Annotated in this window: 13 protein-coding genes and 2 pseudogenes; 3 read left to right on the top strand and 12 right to left on the bottom strand. The window is 68.0% G+C overall.

The window, feature by feature from the left end:
* Positions 1-167: 167 nt before the first annotated feature.
* The 4 genes from D452_RS0110120 to D452_RS0110135 form a co-directional block, all read right to left on the bottom strand.
* Positions 168-3,320, bottom strand: a complete 3,153-nt coding sequence (locus D452_RS0110120) for an ABC transporter ATP-binding protein (protein WP_152498556.1) — start codon at positions 3,318-3,320, stop codon at positions 168-170.
* A 6-nt stretch (positions 3,321-3,326) separates the two neighbouring features.
* Positions 3,327-5,705 (bottom strand): hypothetical protein, encoded by a 2,379-nt coding sequence (locus D452_RS0110125; protein WP_017544034.1) that lies wholly within the window; start codon positions 5,703-5,705, stop codon positions 3,327-3,329.
* Positions 5,706-5,835: 130 nt separating this feature from the next.
* Entirely contained in the window at positions 5,836-6,702 is an 867-nt protein-coding gene (locus D452_RS0110130) for a hypothetical protein (RefSeq protein WP_017544035.1), read from the bottom strand.
* Positions 6,703-7,591: 889 nt separating this feature from the next.
* Complete coding sequence (locus tag D452_RS0110135) at positions 7,592-8,251, bottom strand: hypothetical protein (protein ID WP_017544036.1); 660 nt, start codon at positions 8,249-8,251, stop codon at positions 7,592-7,594.
* Positions 8,252-8,500: 249 nt separating this feature from the next.
* On the opposite strand from D452_RS0110135, the gene D452_RS0110140 reads away from it, so the two are divergent.
* Positions 8,501-9,625, top strand: a complete 1,125-nt coding sequence (locus D452_RS0110140; RefSeq protein ID WP_026129159.1) for a DUF418 domain-containing protein — start codon at positions 8,501-8,503, stop codon at positions 9,623-9,625.
* A 153-nt stretch (positions 9,626-9,778) separates the two neighbouring features.
* Here the strand turns inward: D452_RS0110140 and D452_RS31695 are convergent.
* The 4 genes and pseudogenes from D452_RS31695 to D452_RS0110165 form a co-directional block, all read right to left on the bottom strand.
* Positions 9,779-10,129: pseudogene (locus D452_RS31695) on the bottom strand (CPBP family intramembrane glutamic endopeptidase); the annotation flags it as partial.
* Between the two features lie 309 nt (positions 10,130-10,438).
* Complete coding sequence (locus D452_RS0110155) at positions 10,439-11,050, bottom strand: hypothetical protein (RefSeq protein WP_017544040.1); 612 nt, start codon at positions 11,048-11,050, stop codon at positions 10,439-10,441.
* 170 nt (positions 11,051-11,220) lie between these two features.
* A complete protein-coding gene (locus D452_RS0110160; RefSeq protein ID WP_017544041.1) occupies positions 11,221-11,670 on the bottom strand; it encodes a VOC family protein in 450 nt (149 codons plus the stop codon).
* A 123-nt stretch (positions 11,671-11,793) separates the two neighbouring features.
* On the bottom strand, positions 11,794-12,876 hold the full coding sequence (locus D452_RS0110165) for a hypothetical protein (RefSeq protein ID WP_017544042.1): 1,083 nt from the start codon (positions 12,874-12,876) through the stop codon (positions 11,794-11,796).
* A 92-nt stretch (positions 12,877-12,968) separates the two neighbouring features.
* On the opposite strand from D452_RS0110165, the gene D452_RS0110170 reads away from it, so the two are divergent.
* Complete coding sequence (locus D452_RS0110170) at positions 12,969-13,694, top strand: 3-keto-5-aminohexanoate cleavage protein (RefSeq protein WP_017544043.1); 726 nt, start codon at positions 12,969-12,971, stop codon at positions 13,692-13,694.
* A gap of 289 nt (positions 13,695-13,983) precedes the next feature.
* On the opposite strand, the gene D452_RS0110175 is transcribed toward D452_RS0110170, so the two are convergent.
* From D452_RS0110175 to thpR, 3 genes are all read right to left on the bottom strand, one after another.
* The gene (locus D452_RS0110175) at positions 13,984-14,331 is read right to left on the bottom strand and encodes a MerR family transcriptional regulator (protein ID WP_026129160.1); all 348 of its coding nucleotides are present in this window, start codon (positions 14,329-14,331) and stop codon (positions 13,984-13,986) included.
* Between the two features lie 53 nt (positions 14,332-14,384).
* Entirely contained in the window at positions 14,385-15,590 is a 1,206-nt protein-coding gene (locus D452_RS0110180) for an MFS transporter (RefSeq protein WP_017544045.1), read from the bottom strand.
* A 146-nt stretch (positions 15,591-15,736) separates the two neighbouring features.
* The gene (gene thpR / locus D452_RS0110190) at positions 15,737-16,327 is read right to left on the bottom strand and encodes an RNA 2',3'-cyclic phosphodiesterase (RefSeq protein WP_017544047.1); all 591 of its coding nucleotides are present in this window, start codon (positions 16,325-16,327) and stop codon (positions 15,737-15,739) included.
* A gap of 110 nt (positions 16,328-16,437) precedes the next feature.
* Here thpR and D452_RS31345 point away from each other — a divergent pair.
* Positions 16,438-17,061 (top strand): annotated as a pseudogene (locus D452_RS31345) (sulfite exporter TauE/SafE family protein); the annotation flags it as partial.
* Here D452_RS31345 and D452_RS30310 read toward each other — a convergent pair.
* Positions 16,972-17,526, bottom strand: a 555-nt coding sequence (locus tag D452_RS30310; RefSeq protein WP_152498559.1) for an MFS transporter, incomplete at its 5' end; no start/stop codon positions are given. The pseudogene D452_RS31345 and the gene D452_RS30310 overlap by 90 nt on opposite strands.

Consider the following 17,526-nt stretch of genomic DNA (forward strand, 5'->3'; position numbering starts at 1 on the left):
TCAGCAGTCAATTCTAACTGTCGGCTGTCGCCAGCAGCAAGTTCGTTCCGCATCGCTAACTCAACGTTGACCCTGGGCACAATCACTGCTCCGTGGCCACTGTGACCAAGGTCAACAGCGCTTCTTTCCATATGAGTCCTTCAAGGTTTTCCTATCGCTGGACAGAACTACTTGCCCTTACGTGGCTTCGGCTGCTTCGGCGGCTTGGGAGGCTGCTTCTGGGGTCGCGGCTGCTGTTTGGGAGCGGGCTTCGGGGTCTTCGGGGTGCCGCCGCCCCCACCGCTTCCGCCGCCCGTGCCGGTACCGGCCATTCCGGCGACGTTGGAGACGGTCTTCCCGGCCTGCTGCATCTGCTGACCCTGTTGGATCTGCCTGTCCTGCCTGGCCGTGGACTTCGGGGCGTCGAGCGTTGACTGCGAAGCCTGTTGCGAAGCCTTGCTGGCCTCCGCGTTCCTCGACACTGCGGATCCAGCAGCCGCAGTGGCGTCTCCAGCTGACTTCGCGGCGCCGGCTCCGTCTCCAGCGACACCGCGCCCCACGGCGATCGCCGCGTGCCCGGTCGCCTTGGCGGCGTCTCCGGCCGCTCCTATGCGGTGCTTGTCGGACTCCATGTAGCCCGCCGCAGACTGCTGGGCCGAACCGGCCATGGTCTCCAACGGGTCATCGGACAGACCGTCGGTCTCCACCTGACGACCCAGCCTGGCCTGTTCCGCGGCGTTCTGGTCCTGTTCACTGGTTCCCAGGCCCGATCCCGACCGGTCGTCCCCGAACATTCCCGCCGGGCCCTCCAACTTGCCGTCGGTGTCCACGTCCCCGCTGACCGTGCTGTCGGTGCCGCCGCTCGCGGCGGCGGTCCCACCCGCCGCACCCCCGCTGGCGCCGCCGGCGTTCATACCGGCGCCACCCTTGGCGCTGCTGGCACCGCCCATCCGGTTGGAGGCCGTCGCCCCCGACCCCTTCCCTCCGGCACCAGCAGTGCTGGGCATCTTGCCTCCACCGGGCTGTGCCGAGGAGTCGGTGAACTTCTCCACCAGCTTGCTGCTGGCGTCCTCGACCGCCTTGACCATGGTCTTGCGCAGACGCATCGCCATGACCGTGAAAAGGACGATCATGATGATTGAGATCAGGGCGATGACCATGGTGAGGAAGCCCCCCGCCTGCAGGAACAGAAGGAAGGCACCGACTTCGTCGGCCCCTCCGTCTAGCGCTCCCGACAAAGGGGCCTCGATGATCCGGGGAAGGCTCAACAGGAACTCCTGTACGAACTTGTACAGGAACAGGGTGACCACGACCTCCATGATCAGAGCGATCGTGTAGACGATGACCTTGGCGATTCCCGATATCACACCCAGTGTCGCGAAGGGGATCGCCATGATCAGCTGGAAACTCCGGCGGATGTTCCCGACGATCATCGCGATGGCGTAACCGAAACCGATCGTGATGAAAGCACCAAGCAGAACCACGGCGTTGATCCAGTACACGAAACTCATCGTGCCCGTGCCCACGAGGTTCACGGAATTGTGAATGGACCTGGTCGCCTCGCTGGTGGTCCTACCAGAGGAATAGGAGGTGTAGGAAGTCGGCCCGAAATCAGTGTTCAGGTAGTTGTACATCGCCAGCGGCGAAAGGTTACAGGCGATTGGTCTACCAGAATTGTCGGCGATTTCCAGGCCGCAGTCGCGAGAACTCCCCTCGGTCGAGAAAGCGAGGGTGCGGGTCGACTCCTCCGAATCGTTCTGGTTCTCCCGTTGCCAGAGCCAGTCGAAGAACTTGGTGCCCCACCCGCTACCACTCGACTCGGCCTGCAGGCCGGTACCGTCCGCGACCGTGAGCAGGGGGTTGTGCTTCACCTCGTCCAAGCCGACGAGGTCCTTGGGCTTACCGGTGTAGTCCTCGAACCAGTCTCGTGCGTCCTGCTTGGCGTCACCGCTCAGAGTCGACTTGGCCTGGGTCTCGAAGGAGGAGGCGCTCACGTGGGAGTTGCCCATGTAGCGAAACAGGATGTCCGTGATCTCGCCGTACTGGGTCTGGGAGTACGAGATGCCGTCGCTCGCCAGTGCGCTGTCATTCCATCGCTGGTCGTCGTCGGTCGCCGTGGGCGCCATCTGCCTCTCCAGCCCCAGGACCTGGGCGTTGATGAGCAAAGCGAGGTCCCGCACACTCGCCTGGGAGCGTCCAGTGGGGGACTGCCTGTCCTGGTCCCATTCGATGTACACGTCATGGGACTGGTCCGGCACACGCAGGCGTTGCTGGGTCGCCCACCCCTCAAAGTCCACATACGTGGAGAGCACCACGCGTGTGGACCCGGTGTTCCCCTCCTTCGTTGCGAACTGCATGGACTCCAGCATCCCGGTGTACATGGAGCCCAACAACGGCACGCCAAGCACGATGAAGAACAGGCGTATGAGCAGCTTCTTCAGCCCGGGTCCCTTGAACCTCTGGAACATCAGTGCGCCCATGAGGAACGTGCCGACGAACAACGGCACCATGACGGTCCACGACATGTGGATCAGGGCCAGGTACCAGGAATTGACCCATTGGAACAGCGACCCCAGGAACTCCGGTGGGCCCTCCCCACCCGTCATCCCGTCCGCCCATGCGGGGTTGATTCGGCTGATCGCCCCGTAGAACAACTTGAAGGGGTTGAGGAAGACCAGCACCTCGATGATGATGCGCCAGAGGGCGTCGACGGCGGCCGAGGCGGTGTACAGGAGGAAGATGATGCCGCCGAGAAAGGCGTTGAAGAAGCCGATCGAGAGCCCGGTGCTCGTGTTGTCGAGCCCCAGACCGTTCAGGGTGGCTCCGAACAGCGCGAAGTCACGCGCTCCGTGCGCCCCCGAGGAACCCGCGTCCGAGCTGCCGAGCAGCGTGTTGTAGCCGACGCTGTCCGAGGACTGGGCCGTGCTGGAGTTGAACCAGCCCGCGATGGGGTTGTAGTCCTGGTCGGCGTAGCCCAACATGGCGCCCGCATTGGCTGGGGAATCCAGGACCGTGATCCAGCCGGTCTCCTCGTCACTGTCTTCGAAGCTGACGTCCTCTCCTGGTTCCTGCGCGGTGGAGAACAGCGCGGTCATCGAGGAGGAGAGCCGGTAGAACGACAGGGCGGCGATCTCGTCGTCCTGCTGCTGATCGGGCTGATCGGCCTGGTCGGCGAGTGCGGACCCACCCAACGCGCTCATCAGCAGCGTCAATGGGAACGCCAGCACCAGCACCCACACGGCCAGCCGCATGAAGGTGCCGACCCTCTCCCCCCGGGGGGTCGGGTCCGGTTCGGCGGGCGCGATCACGCCCTGCTCCATCTCCTCTGTCGCCCCTCTCACGCCCATCTAGTGCCCCCGCTTCTCACGGTTGTCCTGGACGGGCGGGGTCGGGTTCTCGATCCGTCGCTTCTGGGATCGCGGGCGTGGTCTCCTGGCCGGCTTCATCCGCTCCGCGCTCTCGGCGTCCAACCGCGCCTCGGCCCCGTCCCTGGCCACCCGCTGGGACCTCTCCTCGGCGCGCTCTCCCTGAGCGGCCACCACAGCCGAGGACTGGTCCGGCTTCGCGCGCTCGTCCTGTTGGCGCTGTATCGCTCCCAGAATTCGGGCTCGCCGTTCCGCCCGTGCCGGGTTGACGCCCAGCGGCAGGTCCAGGTGGAAGACGACGTTGGTGTGGCCGCGACGCAGGTAGGCCAGGTTCTCTCCACGCGTGGTCACCAGACGCTCGAGGTCAGGCGGAATGTCCTGGTGGAGCTGGCGCTGGTACTCGGTGACGGTCGCGTCGCGCATCGGACCGAGCACCGTCCAGTCCGCGGCGTCGAAGCGGTTGAACTTCGAGTCGGCGAGCATCATGTCGATGTCGTTGTACAGGTAGGCCACACGGCCACCACGCAGGAACAGGTGCGAGAACTGTTCGCTGAGGTACTCCTTGATCCGATCGTCGATGTTCTCGGCACCGTGGATGATCACCGTGTCGCCCAAACCGAGGTTGTCGACGGCGAACCCGATGACGTTGACGAGCTGGGCCATGGCCACACCCTTGCCGCGCTTGAGCAGCCGCGAGAAGTCGTACAGCACCCGCCGGGCGTCGGCCACCCCGTCGATCTCGTCGTTGGTGTGGGTGTTGAAGAGGTCGCCGTTGTTGTCCAGCAGGTCCTTGAAGACCAGGCGCAGGATGTTGTAGGCGTGCAGGGCCTCGTCGTCGCGGGCGGTGGAGTTGGCCAGCGCCCGGTACTGGGTGTCGAAGTAGGTGACGATGTCCTGGAGCCGCGGAACCTGGGTGTGCGGGATCCCCACCACGCGCAGTCGGTCCCGGTTCTGCTTCGCGTTCCGCGCCCACATGCCCTTGTCGATGTAGAACTGGCTGAGTGTCTCCTTCAGGGACCCGCGGATGATGGAACGGTCCGAGTCGGTGGTCTCGTAGGCCTGTTCGGCCATGAGGACGACCTTCTCCAGGTGAGCGGGGAAGATCCCGAGCTCGTCCTCGGACTCTCCGAACATCTCGAACATGTTGATGTCGCCGGAGTTCATGTCCAGTCGCGCGGTGAGCGAGTCCAGACGCGGACCCAACTCGTCCATGCGCGCCCCGTCCAGGACGATGTGCACGGTACGAGCGTTCGACAGCAGGGCCGCCTGGGAGATCTTCGATCCCCACATGTCGGGCACGTGTGCCCGATTCAGCACGGGGTTGACGGAGTTGTCGGCGATGACCACGTGGTGGTCGTAGCCGTTCACGTCAAAAAGCACCGCGGAGTTGTTGACGTCGCCGACCATGGATCCGACGTACTCGCCCGCGGCGTCATTCAGGCCGTTGGTCACCAGGGAGTGGGACCCGGCGAACTCCACGCTCGTGAAGTGGAAGCCCTTACCGCGCTTGCGTTCGTTCTGGCCGAAGAGGTTGGTCAGCTCCTGGCGCTGCTCACCGGGGTAGGCGGCGACGGTGAGGGTGCCGAACCGGTCAATGTAGAGTCGGCCGATACGTTCGACGGCATCGTCGAGCGTCTCCAGGCTGGGGGCTCTCACCAGCAGACGGTTGTGCACGTGCAGGTAGCTGGCGCCGTCCTGGAGCTCACCGGCGACGATCTCCATATCGTCGCTGACCTTCGCGGCCTTGCGCCTTGAGGTCATGGTCCCCGACTGTGCCTGCTCACTGTCCTCAAGACGGTCGAGTTTCTCGACCGTCTTGATCTTCTCCTCGATCCATTTCTCGCCCTTGCGGCGGACCTGCTCCAGCACCACCACGGTGACGTCGTCCGGCAATCCGCTGGGGATCCGGTTGATGCCCCAGAACGCACTGAAATCGTCGCGCGAACCGTCGTCATGGAAGAAGCCGAGCACACACGAGTAGCGATCGTCCACGTGGAAGTAGTCGCTACGGAAGACGTAACGCTCCTTGGGCTTGATCGCGAGCAGATGCGGATAGTCGTCGAAGGTGCCGACCAGCTGACGAGCCTTCTTCTTCGCCTCGCGTCGCTCCTTGGCGCTCATTCCCGCGTATGGGTCGTCCTCGCCTTGTTCCTCCTGGTCACCGTCGCGCTCGGGAGTGACCTCCGGTTCCTGCGAATCGGTGAACGGATTCTCGAACGTCGGACCGCCGGTGTTCTCCCACTGCTCCGGAGCGGACTGGTCGCCATGCGACGTGCCGTGTCCGTTGCCCGAGAGTACGCCAGGCAACTGCCCGTGCGAGGTCCCGGCCGCGCTACCCGAGAACTGTGCGCCGGAACTCATTCGCGCCCTTCGCTTTCTCCGCTTGTTTCGGCCATTACCGAGTGATTCAGCATAACGAGATCCGTATCCTGCCCCCAGGGCTCACCCCCGGTTGTGACCCGACCACAACCTTGCGAAGACAGAGACTGATTCATCGAGCAGTGGTGTAGAGGGTTCGCAGCATGTCGTGGAGGTCGTCGGCCCCCAGCATGGTGGCCTGCTTGATCATGAGGCTGGAGCCCTCCACTTCGGCTCGCACGAGGGCATGCGCCCGACGCAGCGCCTCCAGGTTGTCGGCCTTGATGACCAGGTACTGGTGGATGGAGTTGAACTGGCCACCCACGTAGTTCTTGAGGATCGAGTAGCGCTCGTCGAGCAGCTCGAACAGTTCCGGGTCACGGACTTCCAGGCCCTGGTTGAGCAGCTCGAGGTTGCCAAGCTGGCGGTAGACCCGCTGCGGTTCCTTGGTGGTGATCCAGATGTACTCGACGTTGGTGTCGGTCTTGCGCCAGAAGCCGTCGACACGGTTGAGGATGGCCTTCTTGTCCTCGTCGAAGACCAGCACCGAAGCGGAGCCGACCACGAGGTAGGCCTGCCCGACCGTGCCGTCCCACCATTCGATGTAGCCGGTCTGGTCGATGTTCTGGATGCCCACGACCGAGGAGAAGGAACTGGGGTTGGCCCCCCGGCGGGTGATGATGCGGCGAGCGGGCTGGGGAACGTACTCCACGAGCGCGGGGAGCGACGTGAGCCGCAGTTCCTTCGTCTTGGAGTACTGACCGAAGAACGCGGTGGCGGCCAACCACCAGACGATCACCAGACCGATGAGCCACCAGTCGGCGCTGGAGACGAACGTGGACGTGCACACCCAGAAGAGCAGCATCACGGAGGCGACCCAGAACAGGATCACCTTCACCGGCAGCGGTCGCATCTGCCATCCGCCACCGGCCAGCGCGATCTCGTGGTCCAGGAACGACCGGTCCAGGCTGGTGGGGATCTTGAAGATGCTCTTGGCCATGCCACTCACTCCGTTTCCGCTCGCAAGGGAGCATCACCTTGACGCTGTGCAGCGAGCGTCCGACCGCTCGCTTCGCCCCCGGCGAGTCGGCAAGCCACCTGCTGACTCAGTACCTGTCGGGGATCTGGGGATGAATCTTCGTTGATCGGCTCTGTGGCTTGGGGTCCGGGTCAGCTCACCGCTCCCGGAGAGACGATGCTTCCATCACCCAGGGACACTTCCGGGAACCTCCCGGCGCGGGAGCACACCACCCACTCAGACCCATGGGTGGTGTGGGGCGATTCGGGATCGAGAGGGCTTCAGGTGCGTGGAGCCCTGGGTTCAGTCGAACGTTCGGGCGGTTGAGGGACGCCCCCGCTGGGGAGCCGGGAGATTCAGCGTGCGCGGTGGGGATGGGGTGGCGCGTTCTCCCGGCCTGGGTCCTGGACGGGGATGAGACCCACTCCGCTGGTGGGGTCGACTCGAACGTCACGGGTCCGCCTCTCCACTCCTCGTACCGCACGACTGGATGACTTCGCGTGGTGTGAGTTGCGCGGCGCGTGTCCCTGGTTCTCATCCTGACAGGATTGATCTCGCACGGGGTCTGTCCGTTTTACTACTCCAAAGTGCTCCCTTTGCGCCCGACTCCGTATCTGAGGAGGTCAGGGCTGGTTCCGCGATCGCGCCTGCCTGTCACAAAGATCCTGGCCGAAAGCGGCCAACTTTTCTGCTTCCTTAGCAAGCGCGCGACTCCGGCGTCCGTTGAGCTCGGCCCTGCCTCCATCTTCGCCATGAATCCTTGGAGCCAGGGCCACCCCGGAGCGTCACACATCCGAGAGCAGAGCGCGGCAGTCATCGGGTGGAGGTTCTTCCTGGAGATCCAGCAACCGCCGCAGATCGTCGCGGGACCTCAATCCCTGATCCAGTTTCCATTACTGTCCGCCTGCCAGGACTGGATCTCGAACTCATGAATGAAGAGGTCGCCACTTTTCATCACCGAGACCTCGGCATAAGCAAACCTGGAATCCATGGTGCGCTTGAACCTGACCATTGCGACGTTGTCGTCATCACTCGGAGAGGATGAGCAATTGATCGGAAGGACTGCCGAGGCGTAGTCATCGCTCAACTCGACTGAATCGATGCTCTCATCGGTCAGTGCTCGGGCCATTCCGCGGTCCACTGTGAGGTCGGGAGCATCAAGCCAAGCCTCAGCGTCCTGGAGGAGGCGATCCAGGCCACCGTCGGAATAAATATACTGATATTCCACGGCACACATCGAGGGGTCGTCAGATTCAATCGCGGTCAGAGTGATGACATCATGGTAGCGGTCCTCACGATATCTCTCCTCCTGATCGATGACCTCCTCAGGAACACGGAACTCAATACTCGACACACCCTCCGACGGAGGACTGACGAAATCGAACTCCACCGTGGAGGGCCCCGTAGCGCCCGACCCTTCAGAGGAACCGGACGAGGAGGACTCGGGGGAATCAGAGGAAGAACACGCGGTCAAGGTGAGCAGAGACGCCAGGCTTGCGGCCGCCAGGCGGGCAGGGGACTTGGTGATCACGGTGAAGGTCTCCTCAGACAGGGGCCGCGAACCGAAATGGACGAACCCTGTTCTACCGCATCACGATGAACCCCGACATCCCAGACCTGGAACATCGACCCCCAAGAACACAAACCCGCTGGTGAGGCGGTTTCTCCCGAAACCGTGACAGTCGTGGGTCTCATTCGCCACTGCTAGTTTTCAGCCATGCGCACTGGCGGACAAGCGGAGACCCCGGCCCCGGGCACGGCGTCCTACCCTGGTGAACGCGTGCTCGTCCCTGACCTTGCCCGCGGCGCGATGCTCTCCCTCATCGCCATCGCCAACACCCACTACTGGTTCCGACAGGATCTCGACGCATCCGGGGCGGTCGAGGGTCTCGTCTCCGGCACGCTGGGCCTGCTGGTCGACGCACGGGCCTACCCGCTCTTCGCGCTCCTGCTCGGCTTCGGCCTGGCCACCCTCTCGAGCAGGTCCGTCCACGAGGGCCTGGCCTCGGGCCTTGACCGCGGGCAGGCTGAGACGCGGGCCCGGGCCCTGCTTCGCATACGGGGCCTGTGGCTGATCGCCTTCGGTGCCGTGCACGCCCTGGTCTTCGCCCAGGACATCCTGGGCGTCTACGGGCTCATCACGATCATGATCGCCGGGGTCGTCACTGCTCGCCGCTGGTGGGCGGCACTGGTTCTCGCGGGCGCGGTCTGTGTGTCGTCCACGCTGTTCCTCCTGGCGGTGGGAGCGGACGCCGCCCTGGCGCGCAACCACGGCTCTGCCGCGCAGATCCTGTTCGAGCAGGGCCCCGTCGGGTGGGCCACCAACCTCGCGATGTGGATCGTGGTGGTACCGGCAACAGTCCTGACGTCCATGGCACTGCCCAGCGCGCTCCTGGGCGCGTGGCTGGCGGGACGGGGATGGATCGAACGACCGCGGCGGTACCGACGCGGGCTGACCGTCGTGTTCCTGGTCGGGCTCCTCCTGCCCGTCGTCGTCACTCCGGTGCTCAGGGCGGGGGTGGGCGGTCAGGCCGCGCTGGAGCGCGCCTTCGTGGCCTGGCACCAGGGGTTGGCCGGGGTCTTGGCAGGGGTGGGCTACCTTGCCGTCATCGCTCTGGTGGCCTCACGCCGCGCGGCGGGGACGGGTGTGCTGGGGCGGGCGCTGGCGGCCACTGGCAGGCGAACCCTGAGCGTCTACCTCGCCCAGACCGTGTTGGTTGCCCTCACGGCCGGGGCATTACGCCTGTTCGGGGTCGACTCCGTCGCGCTGGCCTGGCAGTTGCTGGTCGCGGTCACCGTCTGGGCGGTTTCGGTCCTGGCCTGTTCTCTCGCGGAGCGGTACGGGATTCCGGGGCCCGCCGAACGGGGCCTCCGCCATCTGGTCGCCGCGAACACGCGGGACTGACACGGGGTCAGACCCGCGAGACGTGATGCTGGTCCTCGGGTACAGCGCCAACAGAACGAGGGCCACACCCACAAGAGCGACCGAGAAGACCATGGGTTCAGCCATGGACTCGATCAGGAACACAGGCACCAGAACCGAGCCGACGTTGAACAGCGCGTGCAACACGATGACCGGCCAGAGCCTGTCCATGTGCTCATACACGAAGGCGAGCAGTATGCCCAGCGGGAGCGCAACCGCTATCTGAACGAGGTTGCCGTGCAGCGCGGCGAAGGCCAGCGAACTGACCAGCGCCGACGCGAGCACCGACCAGCGGCGGCGGAGCAGCGGATAGACGAGGCCACGCATCAGCGCTTCCTCACCCGCCGGAGCGGCGACCACCATGGCGAACAGCAGTACCACCACGGGAACCGCGCTCCGCGCCGCCTGGGACGAGTCGAAGGCCGGTGAACCGAACTCGGCGTGGAGCCACACCGCGAGGGTCTGGCCGCCGAGGAAGCTCAACATCAGGCCCGCGGCGACGAGGACCCAGAACAGGGGCTCGTTCGCCCGCGCGGAGACGGGCCTCGCAGAGGGGACGCCCCGTGCCCACCGGCGCCAGACCACCACGGCGCCCAGGATGACGAGACCGGAGACGAGCGCGCCCAGCACAGCCGAACCCGTGAGCAGCCCAACCGAAAGGGACACGGCTACATAGAGGGCGAGCCCACCAAGACACTGACCGGTGATCGCCCACCAGGAGGACGACCGCCCACTGCGCTCACTCACACCCGTCACCGTGTCCTGTCGTCGCTCGGTCGGAAATCGGGGGAAACCCTATCCCCTGGCGCGGTTGGCCTCGGCGGCCTCCTTCTCGGTGGTCACGTGCATGATCTGACGCACCCACGGGCCGTCCTGGTAACGCCTCACCCCCTGTTCGGGGGGGCACATCACGAGGATCCGCAGGCCGAGCTGCTCGGCCTGGGAGAGGACCAGACCGGGGAGCGTCTCGACGGCGAACTCGGCGTGCGCCGAACCGCCCTCACGAACGGCCGGGATGAGCATGAGGTTGGCGTCCATCGAACCGATTCGGTCGAGTTCGACCCGTACGGTTCCCGCCGCGGCCTCACGCAGCCGGGGGGCCTCGGCCATGGTGACGTCCTCACCGGGTACCGGTGCGGGTTCCATGTTCGGGTCGTCGTCGGGAAGGCCCTGGCCGAAATCGATCAGGTCGTAGGGCACCCCCTCCGCCTCCAGGGTCAGGGCGACGGCGACCCCCGACAGCGTGGTCGGGTCCACGAGGCCGCGTTGGATGCCAAGGCTTCCCACCAGCCGGGAGACGGTCTCACGCATGAGGAACGTCGTCGCCCTTGGGTCGGCGATGAACGCCACGGTCCGTTCGACGTGGGGCCCCTGGGGTTCGGGGGTGCCGGTGCTGGTGTCGCTCATCAGTCATTCCCGTGCGGTTCGAGGGTGGTCTTCTCTCGCGGGCCGGTCACACGGGCCGAACACACGAACGGCCACCGCTCGAACATCGATGGCCGTGAGGGCGGAGAAGGGCGGCAGCCGCGAACACCACCCTAACCGCCTGGCCTCAGGGCCCCTCCGCGCCCGTCGGGTCACTGGACGTCGAACTCGTTGCCCTCCGGGTCGAGCATGCACTCGTGTGAGGCGCCGGGTTCCTCGATGACCGTGACCACCGTCGCGCCCAGCGCCTCCAGGCGGGCCACCTCGGCGTCGCGGCCCTCGGGGCCGGAGCGCAGGTCGAGGTGGACGCGGTTCTTGACCGTCTTGGGCTCGGGCACCTGCTGGAAGAGCATCCGGCGGCCCAGCCCCGCGCCGGTGAAGGCGTGCACCGGGTCGTCGGGGTGGCGGATGGCCGCGAGCGTGATCCAGGCCCGGCGCCCGTCCACGACAGTGGAGTCGTCCTCCGTCGCCAGTCCCTGGGCGGCCACCTGTTCGATGAGGGCGCTGTTGTCCTCGGCCAGGTAGCCGAGCGCGGACGCCCAGAACCTGGAGAGTTCCAGGGGCTCGGCGCAGTCCATGGTGATCTGGTAGTCGAGTGCCATCGGTCGTCCTCCTGAAGGGGCCCGGTTCCGTGATGCCAGTTCTACTGCCTGGCTGCGACATTCCACCGGAACGGGCCGGGCCGGAGTGTTGGCGCCTCGGGCCCGGGAGGTCCCGCAAGGGGCTCAGGTGCGCCGGACCAGGAGGACGATGGCGCCGATCAGGACCACGGCCACGACGGCGCCGCCGAGGATGAGCGGGAGGGCGCCGCTGGCACCCGACTCCTGGGGCTCCTCACCCTCGTCCTCGCCCTCGTCCTCGTCCTCGTCGGAGGCCGGGGAGGCCTCGGCCTCAGCCTCGGCCGCCATGTCGGGCAACTGCTCCCCCGACAACGGAACGCGCCAGACCGGGGAGTTGGCCCCCTCGGTCCCCGCCATCAGCGCGGTTCCGTCCGGGGTGAAGGCCACGGACTCGCCCTGTTCCGTCTCCGGCAGGTCGAAGGAGCCCACCGACCGGCCCGGCACCCCGTTGGTCCCGTCGTACACGCTCACCCCCCAGTAGGTGCGGACGGCGTAGCGGGTCCCGTCCGGGCTGAAGGCGGCGTCAGTGGCGAAGAGCGGCGCGGAGTCCACCCTGGTCAGGACGTTCTCCCCGAGGGGGTCGAGGTTCTCGGGTGCGGCGTAGACACTGCCCGCGAACTCCTTCGACACCACGTAGAGGCGGCCGTCGCGCGGGTCGATCATCATCCCCTCCGCGTCGCGCCCGCCGTCCTCGTAGGTGAAGGTGAACACCGACGGGTCCAGGGCGGAGTCACCGAGGACCTCGGGTTCGGTGAAGTGGTAGACGCGGATGTTCGGCCACCCTCCGCCGAAGTTGTCGCCGATGTCCCCCACGAAGACCGTGGGCACCCCCTCGGGGCCCTGGGCGAGGCTGATCGCCTCCCAGTCGCGGCGCTCCACGTTCAGGGTGACGGTCGCGAGCGTCTCGCCGTCCTCGTCGACCGCGTAGACCTCCGAGGGGTGGTCGCCGCTGTCGTTGTGCGTCCACCACACACCCTCGTGCAGCAGTGAGGGGGCCAGCCCGCTGGACTCGGAGATGCGGTCGTCCTGGAACTCGAAGGCGATCTCCGAACCCTCCGGCCCCTCGCCTCCGCGCGGGTGGTCGATCCCGCCCGACCCCTCCCCCGGGTCCACGGGGGCGGCCGCGGCGGGGACCGTCGGGGCCAACGCGAACAGGGCGGCCGCGACGAAGGGCAGGGATCTTCTCATGCCCGCCATCCTGCCAGGGCGGGCCGCCGGGGGCTTGCACCCGGGTGCGAGCGGGAACATTCGGCATAGAGAGCGCCGCAAGGAGAGACCTCATGAGGATCGTCGCCTGTCTCAACGGTGACCGCCGTCCGGGTGCGCACCCGGCGCTGCCCGTCTCCGTGGACCAACTCGTCGCCGACGCGCACGCCGTGGTGGCGGCGGGCGCCACCGAACTGCACGTCCATCCGCGTGACTCCCAGGGCGCGGAGTCCCTGGAACCGCAGGTGGTGGGGACGTTGATGGAGCGGATGCGCGAAGAGGGGCCCGACGTTCCGGTGTCGCTGACCACGTCCCTGTCTGCGGAGTCCGACCCCTGGCGCCGCTACGACCTCGTGCACAGGTGGGCCTCCCTCGCGTTGCCCGACTCCGTGTCGGTGAACCTCCACGAGCCGGGCTCGGTGGACCTGATCCAGCTCCTGGGCGACCGCCGGGTGGCGGTGGAGGCGGGTGTGTGGACGGTGGACGCGGCGCGCATCCTGGTCGCGACCAGGGTGGAGGTGGCGGCGGTGCTGGTGGAGCCGACCCAGGTGGCGGTGGAGGACGCCCGCCGCAACACGGAGGCGATCACCCGGGTGCTGGACCGCGGCCGGGTGAACGTCCCCCGGATGCTGCACGGTGTGGACGCGACGGCCTGGCCGATGCTGGGACAGGCGCTGGAGGACGGTCTGGACGTCCGGATCGGTTTGGAGGACACCATGCGCCTGCCCGACGGCGCGGAGGCGCACGACAACGCGGCCCTCGTGGCGCACGCGGTCTCGCTGGCCGGTGCCTCGGCCTAGGCCCTGCTGCATGGACCTTTCCTCCCACCCGTCGTCCGCCACAACCCCCTCAACGGACGGCCCGCGGCGCGGTGTCCTCGCGTTACCGCCAGGCGGCCTCTCGCTGCGCCGATACCACTCGGACAGCCGACCCCAGGCTGACCTCGCTCATCGTCTGGCGGGAGATGGCCGGGCCCCGCTGTGCGAGGCGGCGGGGAGCTTGCGTAGCAGCGCATAGTAAGGGAGACGGCCGCTCGCGATGCCGGCTCCGCCGACACGAGCGAAAGCATCCAGGCAAGCAGGCCGGGCCCTAGGGTCCGTCGGACAACTGGCGTTCGATCCGCCGTTCGGTGGCGGTGAGCGCCTCGATCCGCTTCCTGACCGCCCGGAGCCGGTGCTCGTAGAGGGCCACGGCCTCGGCACAGGCGGGTTCACGGACCAGATCGATCTCCAGGCAGTCCTGGAGTTCCTGGACGTCCTCCGAGGCCAGCCCGGAATCGAGGAGCAGGCGGATGTTGCGCACCCGCTCCACCGCCCCGGGCCCGTACTCGCGGTAGCCGTTGGCCGTCCTCTCCGAGACGAGCAGCCCGCGTTGCTCGTAGTACCGCAGGGAGCGCGGACTGGCGCCCGTGCGTTCGGCGAGTTCTCCGATGCGCATGCCGTCTCCGACCTCTGTGGGGTGGCCGCGCCGGTACGCGGCCACCCCACAGCCTACGAAGACCGCTCCGTGGCGGCCACGGGTGCGGTGGCGGGGAACCAGCGGACGGAGAACGCCATGAACCCCAGGGCGGCGACTCCCACGGCGGCGGCGACCACCGGCACGGCCGCTCCCCCGTGTCCGGCGACGACCACGCCGCCCAGGGCCCCGGCCAGGGCGGTGCCCACGTACAGCCCGCCCGTGTTGAGTGCCAGGGCCTCGGTGCCCGCGTTCCCGGCCAGGTACAGGAGCCGGGCGCTCATCGGCGCGGCGAACCCCCAGGCGGCGAAGCCCCACAGAGCCAGCACACAGGCCAGGGCCCATACCGGGACGCTGGCGGGGAGCGCGAACGCGGCCAGGAACAGGCTGGTCCCGACCATCCCCGTGAAGGTGCCGAGCAGGACCCGGTCGGAGCCCCAGCGGTCGGTGGCCCGCCCGCAGAGGAAGGTACCGACCGCCCCCGCCGCGCCCACCACGGCGATCAGTGGCGCCAGATGGGCGCCGCCCGCTCCGGTGAGGTCGCGGGTGAGCGGGGCGACGTAGGTGTAGGTCATGAAGCCGCAGGTGGCCCCGGCGACGGTCCCGGCGACGCAGGTGAGGATGGCCGGTCGGCCCAGGTGTCGCAGTTGTTCCCGCACACTGCTCTGGGCCGCTCCGGGGAGTGGGGGGAGGTACCGGGCCGAGGCGGCGAGGACCCCGCAGGTGAGCAGGGCGACGGCGACGAAGGCCCAGCGCCAGCCGAGGGCTGATCCCAGGAGCGCGCCGATGGGCACACCGAGGAAGAGGGCGACGGTCAGCCCCGCGGCGACCGCGCCCACCGCCCGCCCGGTGTGTCCGGGCGGGGCGAGGCGGGCGGCCATGGAGAAGGCCGCCGGGGTGAGGGCCGCCGCGACCAGCGCCGCGACCACCCGCATCGCCATGAGGCTGGCGTACGTCGGCGCGAGGGAGGTGACCAGGTTGGCGAGGGCGAACGCCGCGAGTCCGCCGAGGAGAAGGGGGCGGCGGGGCACCCGCGCGGTGGCCACGGCCAACGGCGGGGCGGCCAGGGCGTAGGTGAGGGAGAAGACGGTCACGAGCTGCCCGGCCGCGGCGACGCTGACGTCGAGGTCCAGAGCGATGGCAGGCAGGAGCCCGGCGATGACGAGGTCGTCGGTGCCGACCGCGAAGGCGGTCAGGGCCAGGCAGGCCAGCCAGCCGGAACGGAGCGTGTGAGTGGACATGCGCCGCACGCTAGGACCCTGACACCGGCGTCAGGGTCAAGCCCGGCGGGCTCAGCCCACGAGGGCACCGAGGATCACGATGAGCATGATCGAACCGAGCACCACCGGCAGGAGCCAGCGCTGCTTGCGGTTGTTGGTGAGCATGCTCATGACGTGCCCCGCTCCGGTGCTCGTTGGGATTCGCTACCCCAGGGTAGTCCCCAGCTCCGGACGGTCCGGTAGCGGTCCGGTCCCGACGGGAGGCTCTCGACGAGGTCGACCCGGTCGGCCCGCCAGCCGGTGGCGAGCGCCGGGCCCAGGGCACGCAGGGTCCGGGAGACGTCGTGGCGTCGGCGGGCGCGGGCGAGGGTGACGTGCGGCACGAAGGGGCGTGACGAGACGGGCACCCCGGCGTCCCGGGCGGCGTCGGCCAGGGCGTCGGCGAGCTCGGGGAGTCCGTCGCCCGTCACCCCGGCCCACACGACGGAGGCACCCGAAGCCGGCTGGTCCGTCTGGGGGAAGACGCCCCAGCCGTCGAGTGCCAGGTCCAGGGGCGGGCGTCCCTCCAGGGCGCGCTCCAGCGCGGCGGCCAGGCCGGGGAGCGGCACGGCGGGCTCCCCCAGGAAGACCAGGGTGAGGTGCCATCTCTCCGGCGGGCTCCAGCGCAGCTCAGGCGCGGTGGGACGTGCGGCTCGCACGGCCCCGTCCAGACGCTCCCGCACCTGGTCGGACGGCCACAGCGCGACGAACAGGGTCATGACATCATCTTCCCTTCGACACCCGCCGCCCGCCACCCTCCGGCGCCGGGCCCGGTCCACCCGCCCTCGTCCTGTGAGTCGCCTCCGTGTACGTCCTCGCCTGTGTTTTCGTGGTCCTGACCCTCGCGGCCCTGATCCGCATCACCGCAGGGTTCGGGTTCGCCCTGGCGGCGGTGCCACCGCTGGCCCTGCTCCTGGACCCGGTGACGGCGGTGGTGGTGGCAGCGACCCTGGCGGTCCCGCTGAACCTGTGGGTCGCGCTGCGCGACCGCGCGCACGTGGACCGGCGCTCCGCGCTGCTGCTGCTCGTGTGCGCCCTGGCGGGGGTGCCGTTCGGTCTGTGGGCGCTCAACGTGCTGTCAGAGCAGGTGCTGCTGGTGCTGATCGCGGCGACGGTCGTCCTCGGCACGGTCCTGGTGTGGCGCCGGGTGCGCATCCCCGGCGGGATGGGGGCGGTGGCCGGGATGAGCGCGCTCTCGGGCGCGGCGTTCGCCTCGACCGCGATCGACGGCCCGCTCATGGTGGCCGGGCTCCAGGGCTCGCGGCTGGCCGAGCTCGAACCGCGGGTCCAGCGGGCCACACTCGCCGTGACGTTCTCCGCGACGAGCGTGGCGACGCTGGTGGGGTTCGGGTTCGGGGGCCAGCTAACGCCGCAGGTCGGCGGCCTGCTGGTGGTCGGGGCCCCGGCCCTGCTGATCGGCACCCTCGTGGGTGAGAACCTCTTCCGCAGGTTGGACGCCGAGCTCTTCCGCCGCACCGTCCTGGTGCTGCTCGCGGTCAGCTCGGTCTCCATGGTCACCCGGGTGGTCACCGCCTGAGGCCACCGGCTCGGGCCCGCGCCCGCGTCGGGTCAGCAGGTCGCGGACGGCCACGCCCCTGGTGCGCATCAGCAGCAGGGTGAGCACGCCGACCACCACGGTCGTCACGGCTCCGCCCGTCAACAGGCTGGCCTGCGGTCCGAAGGCGTCGGCGATCAGGCCCACGACGGGCGCGCCGATCGGAGCCACACCCATGAACACCAGCAGGAACATGCTCATGACCCGGCCGCGCATCTGGGGGTCGACGCTCAGCTGGAAGGTGGCGTTGAGCGTGGTCACGAAGGTCATGAAGAGCACGCCCATCGGGACCAGGATCACCACGAAGGCCACGTAGCCGGGCATGAGTCCCGCCACGAGCTGGGTGACGCCGAACCCCATCGC

The organism is Nocardiopsis prasina DSM 43845 (genome assembly GCF_000341265.1).
Taxonomy (GTDB): Bacteria; Actinomycetota; Actinomycetes; order Streptosporangiales; family Streptosporangiaceae; genus Nocardiopsis; species Nocardiopsis prasina.

Coding starts and splice junctions, on each gene's coding strand:
- D452_RS0110165 (WP_017544042.1), bottom strand. CDS start 12,876: ATGAGAAGATCCCTGCCCTTCGTCGCGGCCGCCCTGTTCGCGTTGGCC.
- D452_RS0110125 (WP_017544034.1), bottom strand. CDS start 5,705: ATGAGTTCCGGCGCACAGTTCTCGGGTAGCGCGGCCGGGACCTCGCAC.
- D452_RS0110170 (WP_017544043.1), top strand. CDS start 12,969: ATGAGGATCGTCGCCTGTCTCAACGGTGACCGCCGTCCGGGTGCGCAC.
- thpR (WP_017544047.1), bottom strand. CDS start 16,327: ATGACCCTGTTCGTCGCGCTGTGGCCGTCCGACCAGGTGCGGGAGCGT.
- D452_RS0110180 (WP_017544045.1), bottom strand. CDS start 15,590: ATGTCCACTCACACGCTCCGTTCCGGCTGGCTGGCCTGCCTGGCCCTG.
- D452_RS0110155 (WP_017544040.1), bottom strand. CDS start 11,050: ATGAGCGACACCAGCACCGGCACCCCCGAACCCCAGGGGCCCCACGTC.
- D452_RS0110175 (WP_026129160.1), bottom strand. CDS start 14,331: ATGCGCATCGGAGAACTCGCCGAACGCACGGGCGCCAGTCCGCGCTCC.
- D452_RS0110130 (WP_017544035.1), bottom strand. CDS start 6,702: ATGGCCAAGAGCATCTTCAAGATCCCCACCAGCCTGGACCGGTCGTTC.
- D452_RS0110160 (WP_017544041.1), bottom strand. CDS start 11,670: ATGGCACTCGACTACCAGATCACCATGGACTGCGCCGAGCCCCTGGAA.